This window comes from Cupriavidus sp. UGS-1, assembly GCF_021213615.1.
In the GTDB taxonomy this organism is placed as follows: domain Bacteria; phylum Pseudomonadota; class Gammaproteobacteria; order Burkholderiales; family Burkholderiaceae; genus Cupriavidus.
In genome coordinates this window covers 337738-353857 of record NZ_JAJQJF010000004.1, presented here as the reverse complement: position 1 = coordinate 353857, position 16120 = coordinate 337738, and the positions used below count along the sequence as shown (strand labels likewise).

Sequence of the window (16120 nt, the reverse complement as noted above, 5' to 3'; positions counted from 1 at the left end):
GCATGCCGCGCCTGTTCGTCGCACTGGAAACCCCGCCCGCGCTTGCCGCGTCGCTGCTGGCGACGCTGCCGCGCGAGCGCGGCATCCGTCCGACGCCGGCCGCGCAGGTCCACCTGACGCTGCGCTTCATCGGCGAGGTCGACGAGGATCGGGCAGTGGCGATCGACAACGCGCTTGGCACCATCGACGCCATTGCCGTGCCGGTGCATGTCGCCGGCGTCGGCCGCTTCGGCCGGCGCGGCGGAATCCTGTGGGCCGGCGTCGCGCCTGCGCCACCGCTGCTGGCCTTGCATGCCGCGATCGATCTGGCGCTGCACGATGTTGGAATCGAGCCGGAGGCGCGTTCCTTCCACCCGCACCTGACGCTGGCGCGCTGCGCGCCGCAGGCGCCGGAGCCGCTGCTGCGCGAGTGGGTCGCCGCGCAACGGGAACTGGCCTGCCCGCCTTATCTGTCGCGGCGCTTCGTGCTGTTCGAGAGCCGCCTGCAGCGGCAGGGCGCCGAACATCGGTGCCGCCGGGCCTTCGCCTTGCACGAGCCGGACCCGGACAACCCCTCCTAAGTCGGGCTCAAGTTTTGCGCCGAGGATGCCGATTCTGTACTAGAGTCCCTTTCGCCCGCATCTGGATCCCCGCACCCGCCCGCGTGATTTCATGAGTTCCCACGAGTCCATCGACCGGCCCGAGGCCGCCGCCGCGTCCGACGCTGCTTCCGACGAACAGTACCGCCTGACCCACGCCTCGCAGATCGGCACGGTGCTGCGCGATCTGGCGTGGCAGAAATGCACGCTGAACGTGCGTTCCGGCCGCGGCCGGGAGACCGTTTCCTCGGTGCTGCATGTCGACCCCGCCAGCCGGACCTTCATCTTCGATTGGTGCCGGACCGAAGAGGAGGCACGCGCGGTGCTGGAGGCCGAGGAAAACACGATCTCCGCGTCGCTGCGCGGCGTGCCGGTGAACTTCGCCATCGGCCGGCCCGAGCCCGTGCAATACCAGGGCGGCCCGGCCTTCAAGGCGCCGTTCCCGGACAAGCTCTATCACTTCCAGCGCCGCCGGCATTTCCGCGCACGCACGCTGGTGACGCGGGGCTACGGCTGCGAGGGACGGCTCGACGACGGTACCGTGGTCAAGCTCGATATCTCGGATCTGTCGCTATCGGGAGTGGGGCTGCGCTCGCGCACGGTCGGCGATGCGCAGCTGCCGGTCGGTACGCGCATCGCGCGCGCCCGGCTCGATTTCCGTGAGCTCGGCAAGCTCGATCTGGATCTGCAGGTGGTGGGGCATTGGCTGGTGGGCCGCGACGACAGCGCGATTCATCATTTCGGCTGCGCGTTCGTCAATCCGGATGGGCGTCTGGAAAATACGCTGCAGCGGCTGGTATTCGCGCTGGAATTGGCCCATCGGGGCTAGCAATTCGCGACGCGCAACGGGCGCGCCGCAGATATCGGGATATCGGGATATCGGGATATCGATGACGCGCCGGCCCTGGATATGCGCGTGGCCGGCGCCAATCCTTATTGCGGCTTGCTCTGCGCCACCATCGTGAGGGCGAGCATCACATCGCCGGACAGGCGGCCACCGTTCGATGGCATGCCGGCGTCTTCCAGGATCGCCCACAAATTCTCGGAGCCGGCCGCAATCCGTTGGCGCAGTTCGGCGAGATAGGCCTGTTCGGCGGGCATCAGGGGTCTCTCTGCCATGCGCATATCCGCGACGATTGCGCCAAGCGAGATGTCATCAAAAGTCATATTGGTGTTGCGGTAGTCTCTTTTTTGGCAAGAGTCTTTCGGGTTCGGACTTGTGGACGGTGATTTTAGCAATGTATATCGCAACGCGATGCATTGAATATCGCCACGTTTCCGCGGTCTATTCCGAGGAGTGATGGCGGCGACGCGCATCGCGCTTTAAAGCGTCACGATTGTGAGCATTGCGACATGATCGGCTTCGAATAAGCGGCGCAATATTGGCGCTTGATGCCGATTGTCGTTGTGGCGAGGAGACAGCGGTGCAACAGCCGCACTCGCGTGCCGCCATCTCGCGCGCCATCTCACGCCGCCATCAATCGGCTCATTTCCATTGCCGCCTCACGCATGCGCGGCAGCATGCGGGCCAGCATCTCGGCTTCGCCGACCTGCGTGGGCCGCACGCTGACGCTGATGCCGGCCACGACCTCGCCCGACTCCGCGTGCACCGGCACCGCGAGCGCGCGCAGATCGAGCTCCAGTTCCTCGTCCACCACCACATAGCCAAGCGTGCGCGCCTGCTCGAAGCAGGCCTCCAGCTCGGTGCGCGATACCTTGGTCTGCAGCGTGCGCGGCCGCAGTTCGGCGCGCTCGAAGTACGCGTCGCGCGCCGGCTCGTCCAGATGGGCCAGCAGCATGCGACCGATCGACGTGCAGAAGGCCGGCAGGCGGCTGCCCATGCCGAGCGCGTGCGACAGCATGCGGCGCACCTCGCAGCGGGCCAGATACAGGATGTCGGTGTCCTCGAGGATCGCCAGCGCCGAGGTCTCGCCGACGGCCGCGCTGAGCCGGTCCAGGATCGGCTGCGCCTGGGCGACCAGGGCGGTCGAAGAAAAATAGGCGTGGCCCAGATGCAGCACGCGCGGACGCAGCGCGAAGCGGCCGTCCTCCTGGCTGACATAGCCGAGCCGCTGCAGCGTATAGAGACAACGCCGCACCGAAGCGCGCGACAGCTGGGTGCGCTGGGCGATCTGCGAAATGGTCAGCGGCCGCTTGCGCTCGGAGAAGGCTTCGAGCACATGGAGCCCGCGCGCCAGCGACAGCATGAAGTTCGGGTCGCCAGCGTACTGGTCCAGCTGATCGGGACGCGCGGGAGCGGGGCGCAGCGGGGCGGCATCGGCGGAGGGCGCGGCAGGGACGGCAGGGGCTGCGGCGGTGGTGGAGCGGGTGGCGTCCATACGGAAAAAGGCCGGATCCGGGGCGGCGGCGGTCGTTCGATAATCGCGCATCATAACCGGCGACGCGCCGTAGCGGGAGATACGCTGCCGGGTTCGCGAGTCGATGCCGGTCAGAACCGGCCGATTGCGGCCGCCGCCGTCTCCAATCCGCTGCGCTATTCCGCAAGCGCCGCCAGGATCTGCGCATGCAGGCGGCGATCCCCACAGGCCACCACACGGCCGCCATGCTGGGGATCGTCGCCGGTCCAGCTGGTGATGATGCCGCCCGAGCCTTCGACGATCGGAATCAGCGCCTGCACGTCGTACGGCTGCAACCCTGCCTCGATCACTGCGTCGACATGGCCGGCGGCGACCATGCAGTAGGCATAGCAGTCGCCGCCATAGCGCAGCAGCCGCGCGCGGTCAGCCACGCAGCGAAACGCCTTCCATTCGGGCTCGTCGGCGAACATCTCCGGCGTGGTGCACATCAGCTTGGCCTCGGCCAGGCTCGCGCAGGGCCGCGTGCGCAGCGGCGTCCTGCCGAGCCAGGCCGCGTCGCAGGTGCCGACGAAGCGCTCGCCGGTGAACGGCTGGTCCATCACGCCGAGCACGGGCCTGTCGCCGTCGTTCAGCGCGATCAGCGTGCCCCACAGCGGCAGGCCCGTGATGAAGGCGCGCGTGCCGTCGATCGGATCGAGCACCCAGGTCAGCGGCGACGTGCCTTCGATGCGCTCATGCTCCTCGCCATGGATGCCATGGTCGGGATAGGTGGCCGCGATCAGCTCGCGCATCGCGGTCTCGGCGGCCTGGTCGGCGGCGGTGACCGGGTCGAAGCGGCGGCCGCCCTTGTCCTGCACCTCGGCATGGGTACGGAACAGCGGCAGGCTCTGCGCCGCGGCCGCGTCGGCCAGGCGGTGGGCGAAGTCCAGATACTCGTTCAGGCGTTCAGCGGGCAGCGGCATGGCGGTGGCGACGATTGAGCGTAGGAAGGGGCGTAGGGAGGCGCGGCAAGGATCGGCCGATGCGGCGATGGTACGTCGGTCCCGGCGAGCATGCCAGCCGCAGCGCGCGGAAGCGCTGGCCCCGGCTGGCGCCTAGCGCCGGTTCGGCGCGACGATGCCGAAGCGCTCCATCTGCCGATAGACCGTCGCCCGCGAAATGCCGCAGGCCGCGGCGACCTCGGTCACGTTCCAGTGGTGCGCCTGCAGCGCGGCGAGCAACTGGCGCGCCTTCGGATCGTCGGGGACCGGAGGGCTCGCGGCATCGGAGGCGGGCAGCGCGCGCAACGGAGAGGCAATGCCGGCGTCGGTCACCTCCGGCGGCAGATCGCCCAGATCGATATGGCCGCCGTCGCTCATCGCCAGCGCGAAGCGCAGCACATTGCGCAGCTGGCGCACATTGCCGGGCCAGTCGTAGGCCAGCATCGCGCGCCGCGCGTCGGTCGACAGCGTCGCGTCGATCTGCAACTGAGCCGCTTCCTCGCGGCAGATCCGTTCGATCAGGTAGGCCTTGTCCTGCCGCTCACGCAAGGTCGGCAGATACAGCGTGGCGCCGCACAGCCGGTAATACAGGTCCTCGCGGAAGCGCCCCTCGGCGATCAGCTGCCGCAGGTCGCGGTGCGAGGCCGCGACCACGCGCAGGTCGACCGCGAGCGGACGCTGCGCGCCCAGCGGCGTGACCTCGCGCTCGGACAGCACGCGCAGCAGCCGGCTCTGCAGATGCAGCGGCATGTCGCCGATCTCGTCCAGAAAGAGTGTGCCGCCATCGCTCTGCGCGATCAGGCCGCGCATGCCCTTGCCGCGCGCGCCGGTGAAGGTGCCGGCGGTATAGCCGAACAGCTCGCTCTCGATCAGCGTCTCCGGAATCGCGGCGCAATTGACCGCGATGAACGCGTGCTCGCGCCGGTTGCTGCTCTGATGCAGCGCCTTGGCCAGGACCTCCTTGCCGGTGCCGGTCTCGCCGTGGATCAGCACATTGAGCGGCTTGTTGGCAAGGCGCTTTGCCTGCGTGATCAGCCGCTGCATCTGCGCATCGTCGGCGCCCAGCGCGTCGAGCGCGGCGGTGTCGCCGGGCTCGGGCGCGGCCGGCGTGGGGATGCGGTGCGGCATCACGCGCGGCGCGATCGCGCTGGCGTAGTAGACCTCGTCGCCATGCGTGCGCAGCGTCGCGCGGTCCGACGACATGCCGGCACGCGCGATGCGCCACAGGTCGCTCATGCTCTCGCGGAACAGCATCGTCAGCGGCCGTCCGATCACCGGGCCATGGTCCGCCGCGCGCAGCGCGCGGCGCGCGCCGCTGTTGATGCCGCAGACGATGCCGTCGGCGTCGAAGGCGACCATGATCTCGCCGCTGACGTCGACCAGGGACCAGGTTGCGCCCAGCCGCAGGATCCAGCGGTCGCGGAAGTAGCGCAGGAAATTGGCGTCCTCGATCATCTGCGCATACATCGCCGTCATCTGCAGCGCCAGATGCTGGCTCTCGCGCGGACCGGGCGAGGTCAGCGCCGAAACGTCCAGCACGCCGAGAAAGCCGCCGGTCGGGTCGAACAGCGGCGCGCTGTTGCAGGTCAGGCTGATATGCGAGACATCGAAATGGTCAGTCTGGTGGCAGGTGACCGCATGCTGCTCGACGATGCAGGTGCCCACCGCGCAGGTGCCGGCCTGGCGCTCGCTCCAGTCCGCGCCCAGATACAGGCCGGAGCTCTTGAGCTCGCGATCCCACTGGTCGTTGCCGATGAAGTCGACGGCGATGCCGTGTGAATCGGTCAGCAGCAGCACATAGCCGAGCGACGACATGCGCTTGTACAACTGCTCCATGCCGGTGCGCGCCACGCCGAGGAAGTCCTCGATCTGGTCCTTGTGCTCGCGCAGCCGTCCCGCCTCGACGATATGCGCGGGCATGCGTCGGCCGGGATCCATGCCGTACTCGTTGACGCAGCGGATCCACGAGCGCTCGATCTCGCTGAGCGGCGGCCGCTCCGGATCGGCCTGACTGGCAAGCGTCAGCACCTGCTCGACATGCGCGTGCCGTTGGGCGGCTTGCTTGGCACTGATCACGGGGTCTCCTTCGCTGCGCCTTGCCGTGGGGACGGACGACGCTTTTGTGCTGTTGTGTTCGTGGTGTTATCCAATATAGACCGGACGGCGAGCGGTGCCGGTACAGCGGAACGCCGTTGCCCTCTCCCCCGGCCCCTCTCCCGCGGGCGGGAGAGGGAGTGCTGTCGCGGTGCGGGAGCGACAACGCTTCCCAGGCGCGACGACCTTACACCAGCCCCGGGCCGGACTTCAATCCCGACAAGCCCGGGCTCAGACCTCGCCCTTGCGCAGCGCGCCGGCCAGGTATTCGGCCTGGCGGATGGCCAGCGCCACGATCGTCAGCGTCGGGTTGGCGGCGGAGCTGGAGGTGAACTGGCTGCCGTCCGAGATGAACAGGTTCTTGACGTCGTGCGCCTGGCCCCAGCGGTTGACCACGCCGTCGCGGGCGTTGGCGCTCATCCGGTTGGTGCCCATATTGTGACTGGCGGGATACGCCGGCATATCGATGACGCGCGTCGCGCCGACCGCCTCCGACAGCTTGCGGAACTGCTGCAGCCCATGCGCCGCGATGGCGTCGTCGTTGCGGTGGTAGGTCTTGGTCACGATCGGGATCGGCAGCCCGTACTGGTCCTTCTCGGTCGGATGCAGCGTGATGGTGTTCTGCTCGCGCGCCATGTCTTCGCCGCAGACCCAGATCGCCGTCATGTGGTCGTACTGCTCCAGCGCCGAGGTCACGTCGCGTCCCCAGCCGCCCGGCTTCATGAAGGCCGCCGTATAGGGCAGCCCGAGCGCCAGTCCCTCCAGGTAGTAGCCGCCGTTGAAGCCGCGCTTCGTATTGAGCGCGACCTCGTCGGCCACCACCGCGCCGATATCGAAGCCGCGGTACATATAGACCGGCTTGCGATGGATCGCCACCGCGGCCGCGGTCGCGTGGTTCATGTAGTTGCGGCCGACCTGCCCCGACGAGTTGGCCAGCCCGTTCGGGAACAGGCTGGACGCCGAGTTCAGCAGCAGCCGCGGCGATTCGATCGAATTGCCCGCCACGCAGACCACGCGCGCCTTCTGCAGGTGCTTGCGCCCCTTGCTGTCGGCGTACAGCACGCCATTGACCTTGCCGGACTTGTCGTGCTGGACCTGCAGCACCATGCTCTCGGGACGCAGCTCGACGCGGCCGGTCGCCAGTGCCTTCGGAATCTCGGTATAGAGCGCCGACCATTTGGCGCCGATCTTGCAGCCCTGCATGCAGAAGCCGGCCTGCTGGCAGGCCGGGCGGCCGTCGTAGGGTGTGGAATTGGACGCCACCGGCCGCACGATCTTGCGATAGCCGATCTTGCGCGCGCCGGCCGCGACCACCTTGTACTGGTTGCTCTCCGGCATCGGCGGCTGGCCGCTGGCGGCGCTGCCGGTCACGCCCATCTTCTTCTCGGCCTTGTCGTAGTAGGGCGCCAGTTCCTCGTAGGTGATCGGCCAGTCCAGCACGTTGGCGCCTTCGACCTGTCCGTAGATCTGCCGCGTGCGGAAGTCGTGCGGCTGGAAGCGCAGCGCGACGCCGGACCAGTGGATGGTCGAGCCGCCAACCGCCTTGACGATCCACGCCGGCAGGTTCGGATAGGTCTTGGTGTGATGCCAGCCGCCGGCCGAGATCCGCTTGTCGAGCCACGAGATCTTGCGGAACATCGCCCATTCGTCGTTTTCGAAGTCGGCCTGCGTATAGTGCTTGCCGGCCTCGAGAATCACGATCTTGCCGATGCCCCGCTGCGCCAGCTCGTTGGCCAGCGTGGCGCCGCCCGCGCCCGAGCCGATGATGACGACCGCGTCGCGGTCGTTCAGGTCGATCCGTGTTGCCATGTTTGTCTCCAGTGTCCTGCCTTGTATGGTTCGCGATGCTGTCTGCGCAGCCCTTCGCGCGGGGTACGGCTCAGATCCAGTCGATGTCGTTGAAGCCGCGGTTCGCGTAGCCGCCCTTTTCCCAGGACGAGCCCTCGTAGCCGAGCAGCGGCCAGACCGCCTTGTTGTCGTAGAGGCTGGTCACCATCTCGCCGCGCACCTTCTCGAAGAATGGCGTGGTCTCGATGGCCTTGAGCAGCGCGACGCGGTCGGCCTCGTCCTGCAACTGCGCATAGGGCTTGCCGTGCTTGCGCTGCGCAGCCGCATCGAGCTCGCGCACGCCCTGCTGCAGCAGCGTGCGTACCGCCTTGTCGCTGGCGGCGGCGCGGTCCAGCGGCGCGATCGCTTCGACGTAGTAGCGGTCGGCGAAGCGGTCGTGCGGAAAGATGTCGCGCGCCATCACCAGCAGCGTGCGGGCGGTCGGCGTGCCGAGCGCCGTCAGGTCGGTCACCAGCGCCTCGCGCGCCGGCTTGGCCAGCGCGCCGGGCGACACGACGGCGACGCCGATCGCGGCGAGACCGGTGCCTCGGAGGAAGCCGCGCCGCGTCACCGGCTGGGTCTTGGCCACGATGCGCATGCCGGCCGCGGGCGCGGCGGCATCCGCTTGCTGGATGTCGTCTTGCATTTGTCGTCTCCTTCGGTGGGATATCGGTATCGTTGTTTGGCGGGGTCCGCCCGCGCGGGCCACGCGGCGGGCGCCGCGCTAGCCAGGCGGCGCCGCGGCACCGCGCAGCGGCAGCACATGGCGGACGCAAGCGCGCGGCATGGCGTCGTGGTCGTTGGCCGCCACGCTGCCGAGCACGTCGGTCAGCATGTGGTGCAGCCGGTCGGCCAGCACCTCGGCGATCACCGGCGCGCCCAGCTCGGTCTCGCACGAGGTGGTGCGGTCGGCGAGCGCGTCGCCCAGACCGGCCGGCTGCCCCAGCGCCTCGCACAGCAGGCGCCAGTCAGGCGGCGCGATCAGCGTGCCCGAGGTCAGCAGCACGCCGGTGCGCCGGCGCAGTTGCGCGAGGCCGACGATCTTGCGCGACTCGACCACGACCTCCCACGGCGACAGACCGCCATAGCAGGCCCAGGTCAGTGCCGCATCGGCTCGATAACTGCGCGCCTGCTCGGGCGGCAGCGCGAACGCCGCGATGCCCATGTCGCGCAGCAGGCCGGCATGCAGCACGCCCAGCCACCGATAGCTGCCGATCGGCCCGCTGGAGAGCAGCGCGTGGTCGGGCGGCAGCACGATCGAGGCCGACAGCATCCACGGGCCGGTCAGCACCGCGCCGCCGCCGGAGCCGCGCACGACCGCACGGTCCGCCAGCGCGGTGCGCTGGTGCAGCGCCCGCTGCGAGCAGCCGAACACCACGCCGGGCGCGCGATAGGTCCACAGGCGCAGGCGCGGCTCGGTCACCGGCTCGGCCAGCTGCCGCGCGTTCCACGCCTGCTCGGCGTGCGGCGTCGCGGTGACGAGGGTTGGGGCGAGCGCGGCCATCACAGGTCTTCCGCGGACTCGAGGCGCCGCTTCAGGTCGCCGAGGAACGCCGCGGCCGGGTAGCCGTCGACGGCGCGATGGTCGAACACCAGATGCAGGCCCATCATCGGTGCGATGCTGATCCAGTCGTCCTTGACCACGGCGCGGCGGATCACACGGGTGACGCCGAGAATCGCGGCCTGTGGCGCGTGCAGGATCGGCGTGAAGCGCTCGACCTCGGTCATGCCCAGGTTGCTGATCGTGAAGGTGCCGCGCTGGTAGGCGCCCGCGCCCAGCGTGCCGCTCCGCGCGCCCTCGGCCAGCGTGCGGGCCTCGCGCGCGATCTGCTCGACCGACTTGCGGTCGACCTCCCGCAGCACCGGCACGACGAGGCCGTCGTCCAGGCTGACCGCGAGCCCGATGTTGACGTCGGGCATCAGCTCGATCTCCTTGTCGGTGACGCGCGCGTTCAGCCGCGGGTGGGCCCGCAGCGTCAGCGCGGCGGCGCGCAGCAGATAGGCGGTCAGCGTGACCTTGACGCTGTCGCCCAGCTCCGCCTGCAGCTGCGCGCGCCGCGCCTCGACCGCGCTGACGTCGACCTCCAGCGAATGTGCGACGCGGGGGATCTGCCAGCCGGCCGTCATGCCGCGCGCGATCGCGCCGCGCATGCCGGTCAGCGGTATGGTGTGCCGCGGCGGCGTGGCCGCGCCGGCCCCGTTGTCCGCCGCCAGCGTCAGTGAGGCTTCGGCCATGGTCTACTCCTCGATGCGCGCCAGCACGGCGCCGCGCGCGAAGGTGTCCTGCGACTGCACCAGGATCTCGGCGATGCGGCCGGCCACCGGCGCGACGATCTCGTGGGTTGTCTTCACCAGCTCGGCCACCACCAGCGTCTGCCCCTCGGCAACGCTGTCGCCGACATTGACCTGCCAGTCCTGCAACAGGGCCTCGGTGCCTTCCTCGACATCGGCCCACACGTCGTCTGCCATCGTTACGTCGGTCATGCTGCTTCTCTCTTGGCTTCTTGCTTCAGTTCGGGATTGGCTTGCATCAGCGTGCGGACGCTGGCGGCGATCGTGTCCACTTGCGGGATCACGAAGTTCTCGAGCGGGCGGCTGAACGGGATCGGCACGTCTGGCACGGCCAGCCGCCGCACCGGCGCCTTCATCTTCAGCGTGTCGAGATGCTCGGCCACGATCGCGGCGATCTCGCCGGACAGGCCGTAGCTCAGGTAGTCCTCGTCGGCGATCAGCAGCCGGCCGGTCCTGGCCACCGACTCCAGCACGGTCTGCTTGTCCAGCGGCACCAGCGTGCGCAGGTCGATCACCTCGACGTCGATGCCTTCCTCGGCCAGCCGCTCCGCGGCCAGCACGGACTTCTGCACCATCTGGCTCAGCGTGACGATGGTCACGTCGCGGCCCTCGCGCACCACGCGGGCCTTGCCGAACGGAATCGTGTAGGCCTCGGCGGGAACCGCCGTGGTGCTGCCTTCGAAGTACGACATCCACGACAGGCCCATGATGCCCTTGTGGTAGCAGAAGACCACCGGGTTGTCGTCGCGGATCGCCTCGATCATCAGGCCCTTGGCGTCGTAGGCGTTCGACGGCACCACGACCTTCATGCCTGGCATGTGGGCGAAGGTGCTGTACAGGCATTGCGAGTGCTGGGCGGCGTCGTTGTAGCCGCCGCCGATGCCGGTCATCACCACGGCCGGCAGCTTGACGCGGCCGCCGGACATATAGGTGTTCTTGGCCAGATGGTTGTAGATCTGGTCGAAGCAGACGCCGAAGAAGTCGACGAACATCAGTTCGGCGATCGGGCGCAGGCCCTCGGCGGCGGCGCCGATCGCCGCGCCCATGAAGGCGGTCTCCGAGATCGGCGTGTCCATGATGCGCTCGGGGCCGAAGCGATCGAGCAGCCCGGTGGTGGCGCTGAAAATGCCGCCGTACTTGCCGATGTCCTCGCCCATCACGAAGACGCTCGGGTCGCGCTCCATCTCCTGGCCGATGGCCTCGGCGATCGCCTGCGCCATGGTCAGCTTGCGGCCGGCCGGCGGGTTGTTGTCGTTGGGTTCCATCTGGTTGTCTCCTGTCATTGCGGGCAGCGTGCGGATTGCGCGCGAATTACGTGCGATTGCATGCGATTGCGTGCGACCGCGTGTCATCACGCGAACACGTGCTGCAGCGCTTCCTCGGGGGCGGGGTAGGGGCTTTCGCGGCCGAACGCATAGGCGGCGTCGACGCGCGTGACGATCTGCCGGCGCAGCGCGGCATCGGCTTCGTCGTCGAGCAGGCCCTGCTCGCGCAGCTGCTTGCCGAGCCGGTCGATCGGATCGTTCCGGCGCAGCGTCTGCGCCTCGTTCTTCGGCCGGTAGGTTTCCGGATCGCCCTGGAAGTGGCCCAGGTAGCGGTCGGTCTTGACCTCGATCAGCGTGGGCCCTTCGCCGCGCCGCGCGCGCGCGACCGCGACGCCGGCCGCGCGGAACACCGCCACCGCATCGTTGGTATCCACCAGTACGCCGGGCATGCCGTAGCCGGCGGCGCGGACCGCATTGCTGTCGACCGACGTCGAAGCCGACTTCTCGACCGAGATGCCATATTTGTTGTCCTCGCAGACGAACAGCACCGGCAGCTTCCACAGCGCGGCCAGATTCAGCGCCTCATGGAAGGCGCCCTGGTTGGCCGCCCCTTCGCCGAAGAAGGCGATCGCGACCCAGTCCTTGCCCAGCTTGCGCGCGGCTAGCGCGGCGCCGCAGGCCTGCGGCGCGCCCGCGCCGACGATGCCGCTGCAGGAGAACTTCGTCTCGGGATGGAACAGATGCATGTGGCCGCCCTTGCCGCGGCCGAGGCCCGTGACCTTGCCGAACATCTCGGCGGTCATCTCGTCGAGGGGAACGCCCTTGGCGATCGCGAAGTGGTGTGGGCGGTGGGCGCCGACCACGGTGTCCTCGGTACGCAGGTGCGCGCAGACGCCGACCGCCACCGGCTCCTGGCCCGCGGCCAGGTGCATTTCGCCGGGCACCGGGCCGGCACCGATATCGAAGGCCAGACCCTTCTGGATCTTCGGCGGCAGCTTCCCTTCGAGATACACCTTCGCCATCGTCTCCTCGTAATGGCGAATCTCGACCATCTTTTCGTACATCCACAGCAACTGGTCCGTGGTCGGTTCCATCGTCGTGTCTCCTGTTTCTTTCGCTTGGCGTGGCGCCCGCGTCCGCGTCGGGGAAGCGCGGGTGCGGCGAGCGCCGCGGCTGCGATGTCATTGCAAGCGCGATGCCAGTGCGGGGAAACAGGGCGATGGAAGTAGGGCGCCCCGATCGAGCGGCGGGCCGTAAAGCCTTGCGTGGCGCGGCTTTGCGGCGAATCGGGCAAGGGTGGATCAGGGGCCGCGTGGGGCGCTCGGAGGCGATGCGATGGCGCCCGGTGCGTCGCGGCGCCGTCGCGGCATGCGACAGGTGTCGCGTCCGGAATGCGACAGGTGTCGCAGCCAGAGAGGGCGCAGGGGGGCGGCGGAAGGCGGCGGAAGCCGGAGCGTCTAGCCCTGCAGCGCGCGTATCGCCGTCCGCAGCGGCATCGCGATGTCGGCCGCGCGCGATTCGACGCGGTGGATCGGGCCGGCCACCGACACGCCGTAGACCACCCCGGCCAGTGTCAGCGGCACCGCGACCGCGCCGAGGTCGGCCAGCGACTCGCCGAAGTTCTGCGCCCAGCCGCGTTCGCGCGATATGTCGAGTTCCGCCTCCAGCGCTTCGCGCGAGGCGAGCGTGCGCGCGGTCAGCGGCGCGAACGAGGCGCGCGCCAGCAGCGCGTCACGGTCGGCGGCGGGCAGTGCGGACAGGATCGCGCGGCCGATCGAGTTGGTATGGGCCTGCCGCAGTTCGCCGGCGGTGGCGATGTAGCGCACCGGATTGCTCGACTCGACCACATCGAGATAGACCACGCGGCCGTCGTCCTGCAGCTTGCCGAAGATCACGGTCTCGCCGGTCTCGTCGCGCAGCGATTCGAGCACCGGCTGCACCCGCTCGAGCAGCGGGTCGTTGGCGGCAATCCGTTGCGCGATCGCCAGCAACCGGCCGGTCGGGTAGTAGCCCTGGCGCCGTCCAGTCTCGTACAGATAGCCGAGCGCCGCCAGCGTGCGGATCAGGCCGAGGCAGCTCGACATCGGCGCGCCCAGCAGTTTGGCCAGCTCGGTCAGCGTCAGCGAGCGGCCTTCGCGCGCGTAGATCTCCATGATCTCGACCACGCGCAGCGCGGTCTTGACGTTCGCGCTTGCGGCCTTCTCGGCTGCTTTGTCCGCGGCTTTATCGGCGGGTTCCGGGGCGGGCTCCACGTCGGGCATCGGCTGGTTTCCTGTCGGCCTGTTGGTCGGGGGGCATGCTTCGCAAGGCCGACAGTGTAAGGCCTTGGCGGGCGCCGCCGCGGCTTGCGCCGAGGCTAGGCCGGATCGTTGGCCGCTTCGGCAGCGGCATCCGTGCCGCGCTTGGGCAGCGGCTCCGGCCAATGCCGGATATTGCCCGGCGTGCGCGAGAAGCGGGTCGGAATGCCGACGGCGCGCAGCTGCCCTTCGGTCGGATGCGCGTATTCGAACACCATGCCGGTCGCGCGCAGATGGGCGTCGTCGAGCACGCTGTCGAAGCGCGGCACCTCGCTGTGCGGAATGTCGGCGTCGCGCAGCAGGTCCAGCCATTGCGCGGTGGTCTTCGTCAGCACGATGTCGGCCAGCGTTTCATACAGCGCGTCGATATGCGCGCTGCGGCCCGCGGGTGTGGCGTAGCGCGGATCGGCCGCCAGCTCCGGACGTCCGGCCACCGCGAAGAAGCGCGCCCACTGGGCGCTGGTGTAGGGCAGCAGCGCCAGATAGCCGTCGGCGGTCCGGTAGGGCTTGCGATGGGGCGACATCACGCGCCCATAGCCCGCGTCGCCCAGCGGCGGCACGAAGGTGCGCCCGGCCAGCTGCTCGACCGCCAGGAAGGACACCAGCGTTTCGAACATCGGCACCTCGATCGCCTGGCCCTGGCCGGAGCGCTCGCGTTCATAGAGCGCCATCGGAATCGCGTAGGCAACCGTCAGGCCGGCCACCTTGTCGGCCAGGATCGTGTTGACGTAGCGCGGGCCCTGGTCGCCATTGGCCCCCTGGAACTGCGCCAGGCCGCTGCGCGCCTGGATGATGTCGTCGAATGCTGGCTGCCCCGCGTACGGGCCGTCCTCGGCATAGCCATAGGCGCCGCAATAGATCAGGCGCGGATGGTCTTCGCGCAGCGACGCGTAGTCGAGCCCGAGCTTGCGCAGGGAGGCGGGGCGAACGTTGGAGACGAACACGTCCGCCTCGGCGAGCAGGCATTTGAGCGCAGCGAGGTCTTCCACCCGCTTCAGGTCCAGCACGACGAAGCGCTTGTTGCGGTTCAGGTTCAGGAAGGCAGCGCCCATGTTCGGATGACGCGTCGGCTCTGCATGGCGGAAGACGTCCCCTTCCGGGGATTCGACCTTGATCACCTGCGCGCCCATGTCGCCCAGGATCTGCGTTGCATAGGGGCCCATGCCGACCGAGGTCATGTCGACCACGCGCACGCCGGCCAGCGGGCCGGTGGCGGCGGCGTCCGGGGCGTCCCAAGGCGAATTTGTCATGCCGTGACTGATCACGCGATGTCCTCCGGCGCTCAATACGATTTCGGCAGCCCGAGCACGCGCTCGGCAATGAAGCAATGGATCAGCTGGGGGCTGACCGGCGCGATGCGCGGGATATACGATTCGCGCAGCAGCCGCTCGACGCGGTACTCGCGCGAATAGCCCATGCCGCCGAGCGTCAGGATCGCGGTCTGGCAGGCATTGTGGCCGGCTTCGGCGGCCAGGTATTTCGCCGTGTTGGCCTCGGCGCCGCAGGGGAGGCCCGCGTCGTAGCGCGCCGCGGCCTTCATCACCATCAGGTTCGCTGCTTCCAGCTGCATCCACGCCTGGGCCAGCGGATGCTGCACGCCCTGGTTGGCGCCGATCGGCCGGCCGAACACCACGCGGTCCTTCGCGTACTGCGTGGCGATCGCCAGCGCCGCGCGGCCCAGCCCCACCGCTTCGGCGGCGATCAGGATGCGCTCGGGATTCAGTCCGTGCAGGATGTATTCGAAGCCGCGCCCCTCCTCGCCGATCAGGTCCTCGTCGGGAACGAACAGCTCGTCGATGAACAGCATGTTGGAGTCGACGGCGGCGCGGCCCATCTTGTCGATCTCGCGCACCTCGATGCGGTTGCGGTCCAGCGCGGTGTAGAACAGCGACAGGCCCTCGGTCGGCTTGCCGACCGACTCCAGGGTCTGCGTGCGGGCCAGCAGCAGCATGCGGTCGGCGACCTGCGCGGTGGAGATCCAGATCTTGCGGCCGCTGACCTGGTAGCCGCCGTCGACCTTGCGCGCGAACGTCTTCAGGCGCGTGGTGTCGAGTCCCGCATCGGGCTCGGTCACGGCAAAGCAGGCCTTCTCGCGGCCCGCGATCAGCGGCGGCAGGAAGCGGGCCTGCTGCTCGGGCGAGCCGAACACGACCACCGGGTTCAGGCCGAATACGTTCATATGGACCGCCGAGGCGCCGCTCATGCCGGCACCCGACTCCGAGATCGCCTGCATCACCAGCGCCGCCTCGAGGATGCCGAGACCGGCGCCGCCGAGCGCTTCCGGCATTGCCACGCCAAGCCAGCCGCCCTCGCACATCGCCGCGTGGAAATCGTGCGGGAAGGTGTGGTCGCGGTCGAGCCGGTCCCAATACTCCATGTCGAAGCGGGAGCAGACCGTGCGCACCGCTTCGACAATGGCGGTCTGCTGGTCCGAGAGTTCGAAATTCACGTCGCTGTCCTCGTGTTGCG

16 protein-coding genes are annotated in these 16120 nt (G+C 68.9%); 2 read left to right on the top strand and 14 right to left on the bottom strand.

Translation table 11 applies throughout. The features are described from left to right. The first annotated feature begins 2 nt into the window (after positions 1–2). Both thpR and LRR16_RS08180 read left to right on the top strand, forming a co-directional pair. A complete protein-coding gene (thpR, locus tag LRR16_RS08185; RefSeq protein WP_232205506.1) occupies positions 3–560 on the top strand; it encodes an RNA 2',3'-cyclic phosphodiesterase in 558 nt (185 codons plus the stop codon). A 91-nt stretch (positions 561–651) separates the two neighbouring features. Continuing rightward, positions 652–1407, top strand: coding sequence for a flagellar brake protein (locus LRR16_RS08180; RefSeq protein ID WP_006576880.1), 756 nt, complete (start codon positions 652–654; stop codon positions 1405–1407). Positions 1408–1511: 104 nt separating this feature from the next. Here LRR16_RS08180 and LRR16_RS08175 read toward each other — a convergent pair whose 3' ends face one another. The 14 genes from LRR16_RS08175 to LRR16_RS08110 all read right to left on the bottom strand — a co-directional run bounded on the left by LRR16_RS08175 (position 1512) and on the right by LRR16_RS08110 (position 16100). Continuing rightward, on the bottom strand, positions 1512–1745 hold the full coding sequence (locus tag LRR16_RS08175; protein WP_006576881.1) for a hypothetical protein: 234 nt from the start codon (positions 1743–1745) through the stop codon (positions 1512–1514). A 299-nt stretch (positions 1746–2044) separates the two neighbouring features. Continuing rightward, entirely contained in the window at positions 2045–2917 is an 873-nt protein-coding gene (locus LRR16_RS08170) for an IclR family transcriptional regulator C-terminal domain-containing protein (RefSeq protein WP_232205498.1), read from the bottom strand. Positions 2918–3072: 155 nt separating this feature from the next. Further along, positions 3073–3858: a histidinol-phosphatase gene (gene hisN / locus LRR16_RS08165; RefSeq protein WP_232205497.1), complete on the bottom strand. Its 786-nt coding sequence runs from the start codon at positions 3856–3858 to the stop codon at positions 3073–3075. A 132-nt stretch (positions 3859–3990) separates the two neighbouring features. Next, positions 3991–5952: a sigma-54-dependent Fis family transcriptional regulator gene (locus LRR16_RS08160; protein ID WP_232205491.1), complete on the bottom strand. Its 1962-nt coding sequence runs from the start codon at positions 5950–5952 to the stop codon at positions 3991–3993. Positions 5953–6201: 249 nt separating this feature from the next. Beyond that, on the bottom strand, positions 6202–7779 hold the full coding sequence (locus LRR16_RS08155) for a GMC family oxidoreductase (RefSeq protein ID WP_232205490.1): 1578 nt from the start codon (positions 7777–7779) through the stop codon (positions 6202–6204). Positions 7780–7849: 70 nt separating this feature from the next. Further along, the gene (locus LRR16_RS08150) at positions 7850–8443 is read right to left on the bottom strand and encodes a gluconate 2-dehydrogenase subunit 3 family protein (protein ID WP_232205489.1); all 594 of its coding nucleotides are present in this window, start codon (positions 8441–8443) and stop codon (positions 7850–7852) included. Between the two features lie 78 nt (positions 8444–8521). Further along, positions 8522–9301, bottom strand: coding sequence for a ligase (locus LRR16_RS08145; RefSeq protein ID WP_023264781.1), 780 nt, complete (start codon positions 9299–9301; stop codon positions 8522–8524). Further along, on the bottom strand, positions 9301–10032 hold the full coding sequence (locus LRR16_RS08140; protein ID WP_006578479.1) for a dihydrolipoamide acetyltransferase family protein: 732 nt from the start codon (positions 10030–10032) through the stop codon (positions 9301–9303). Before LRR16_RS08140 ends, LRR16_RS08145 begins: the two co-directional genes overlap by 1 nt. 3 nt (positions 10033–10035) lie before the next feature. Then, positions 10036–10281, bottom strand: a complete 246-nt coding sequence (locus LRR16_RS08135) for a lipoyl domain-containing protein (RefSeq protein ID WP_006578478.1) — start codon at positions 10279–10281, stop codon at positions 10036–10038. Then, positions 10278–11354, bottom strand: a complete 1077-nt coding sequence (locus tag LRR16_RS08130; RefSeq protein WP_006578477.1) for an alpha-ketoacid dehydrogenase subunit beta — start codon at positions 11352–11354, stop codon at positions 10278–10280. The genes LRR16_RS08135 and LRR16_RS08130 overlap by 4 nt, the downstream gene beginning before the upstream one ends. 86 nt (positions 11355–11440) lie before the next feature. Beyond that, entirely contained in the window at positions 11441–12448 is a 1008-nt protein-coding gene (locus LRR16_RS08125) for a thiamine pyrophosphate-dependent dehydrogenase E1 component subunit alpha (RefSeq protein ID WP_006578476.1), read from the bottom strand. Between the two features lie 363 nt (positions 12449–12811). After that, positions 12812–13615 (bottom strand): IclR family transcriptional regulator, encoded by an 804-nt coding sequence (locus tag LRR16_RS08120; protein ID WP_232205488.1) that lies wholly within the window; start codon positions 13613–13615, stop codon positions 12812–12814. Positions 13616–13710: 95 nt separating this feature from the next. Beyond that, positions 13711–14901, bottom strand: coding sequence for a CaiB/BaiF CoA-transferase family protein (locus LRR16_RS08115; RefSeq protein WP_232205487.1), 1191 nt, complete (start codon positions 14899–14901; stop codon positions 13711–13713). A gap of 32 nt (positions 14902–14933) precedes the next feature. After that, entirely contained in the window at positions 14934–16100 is a 1167-nt protein-coding gene (locus LRR16_RS08110; RefSeq protein WP_064574411.1) for an acyl-CoA dehydrogenase family protein, read from the bottom strand. Positions 16101–16120: the final 20 nt, after the last annotated feature.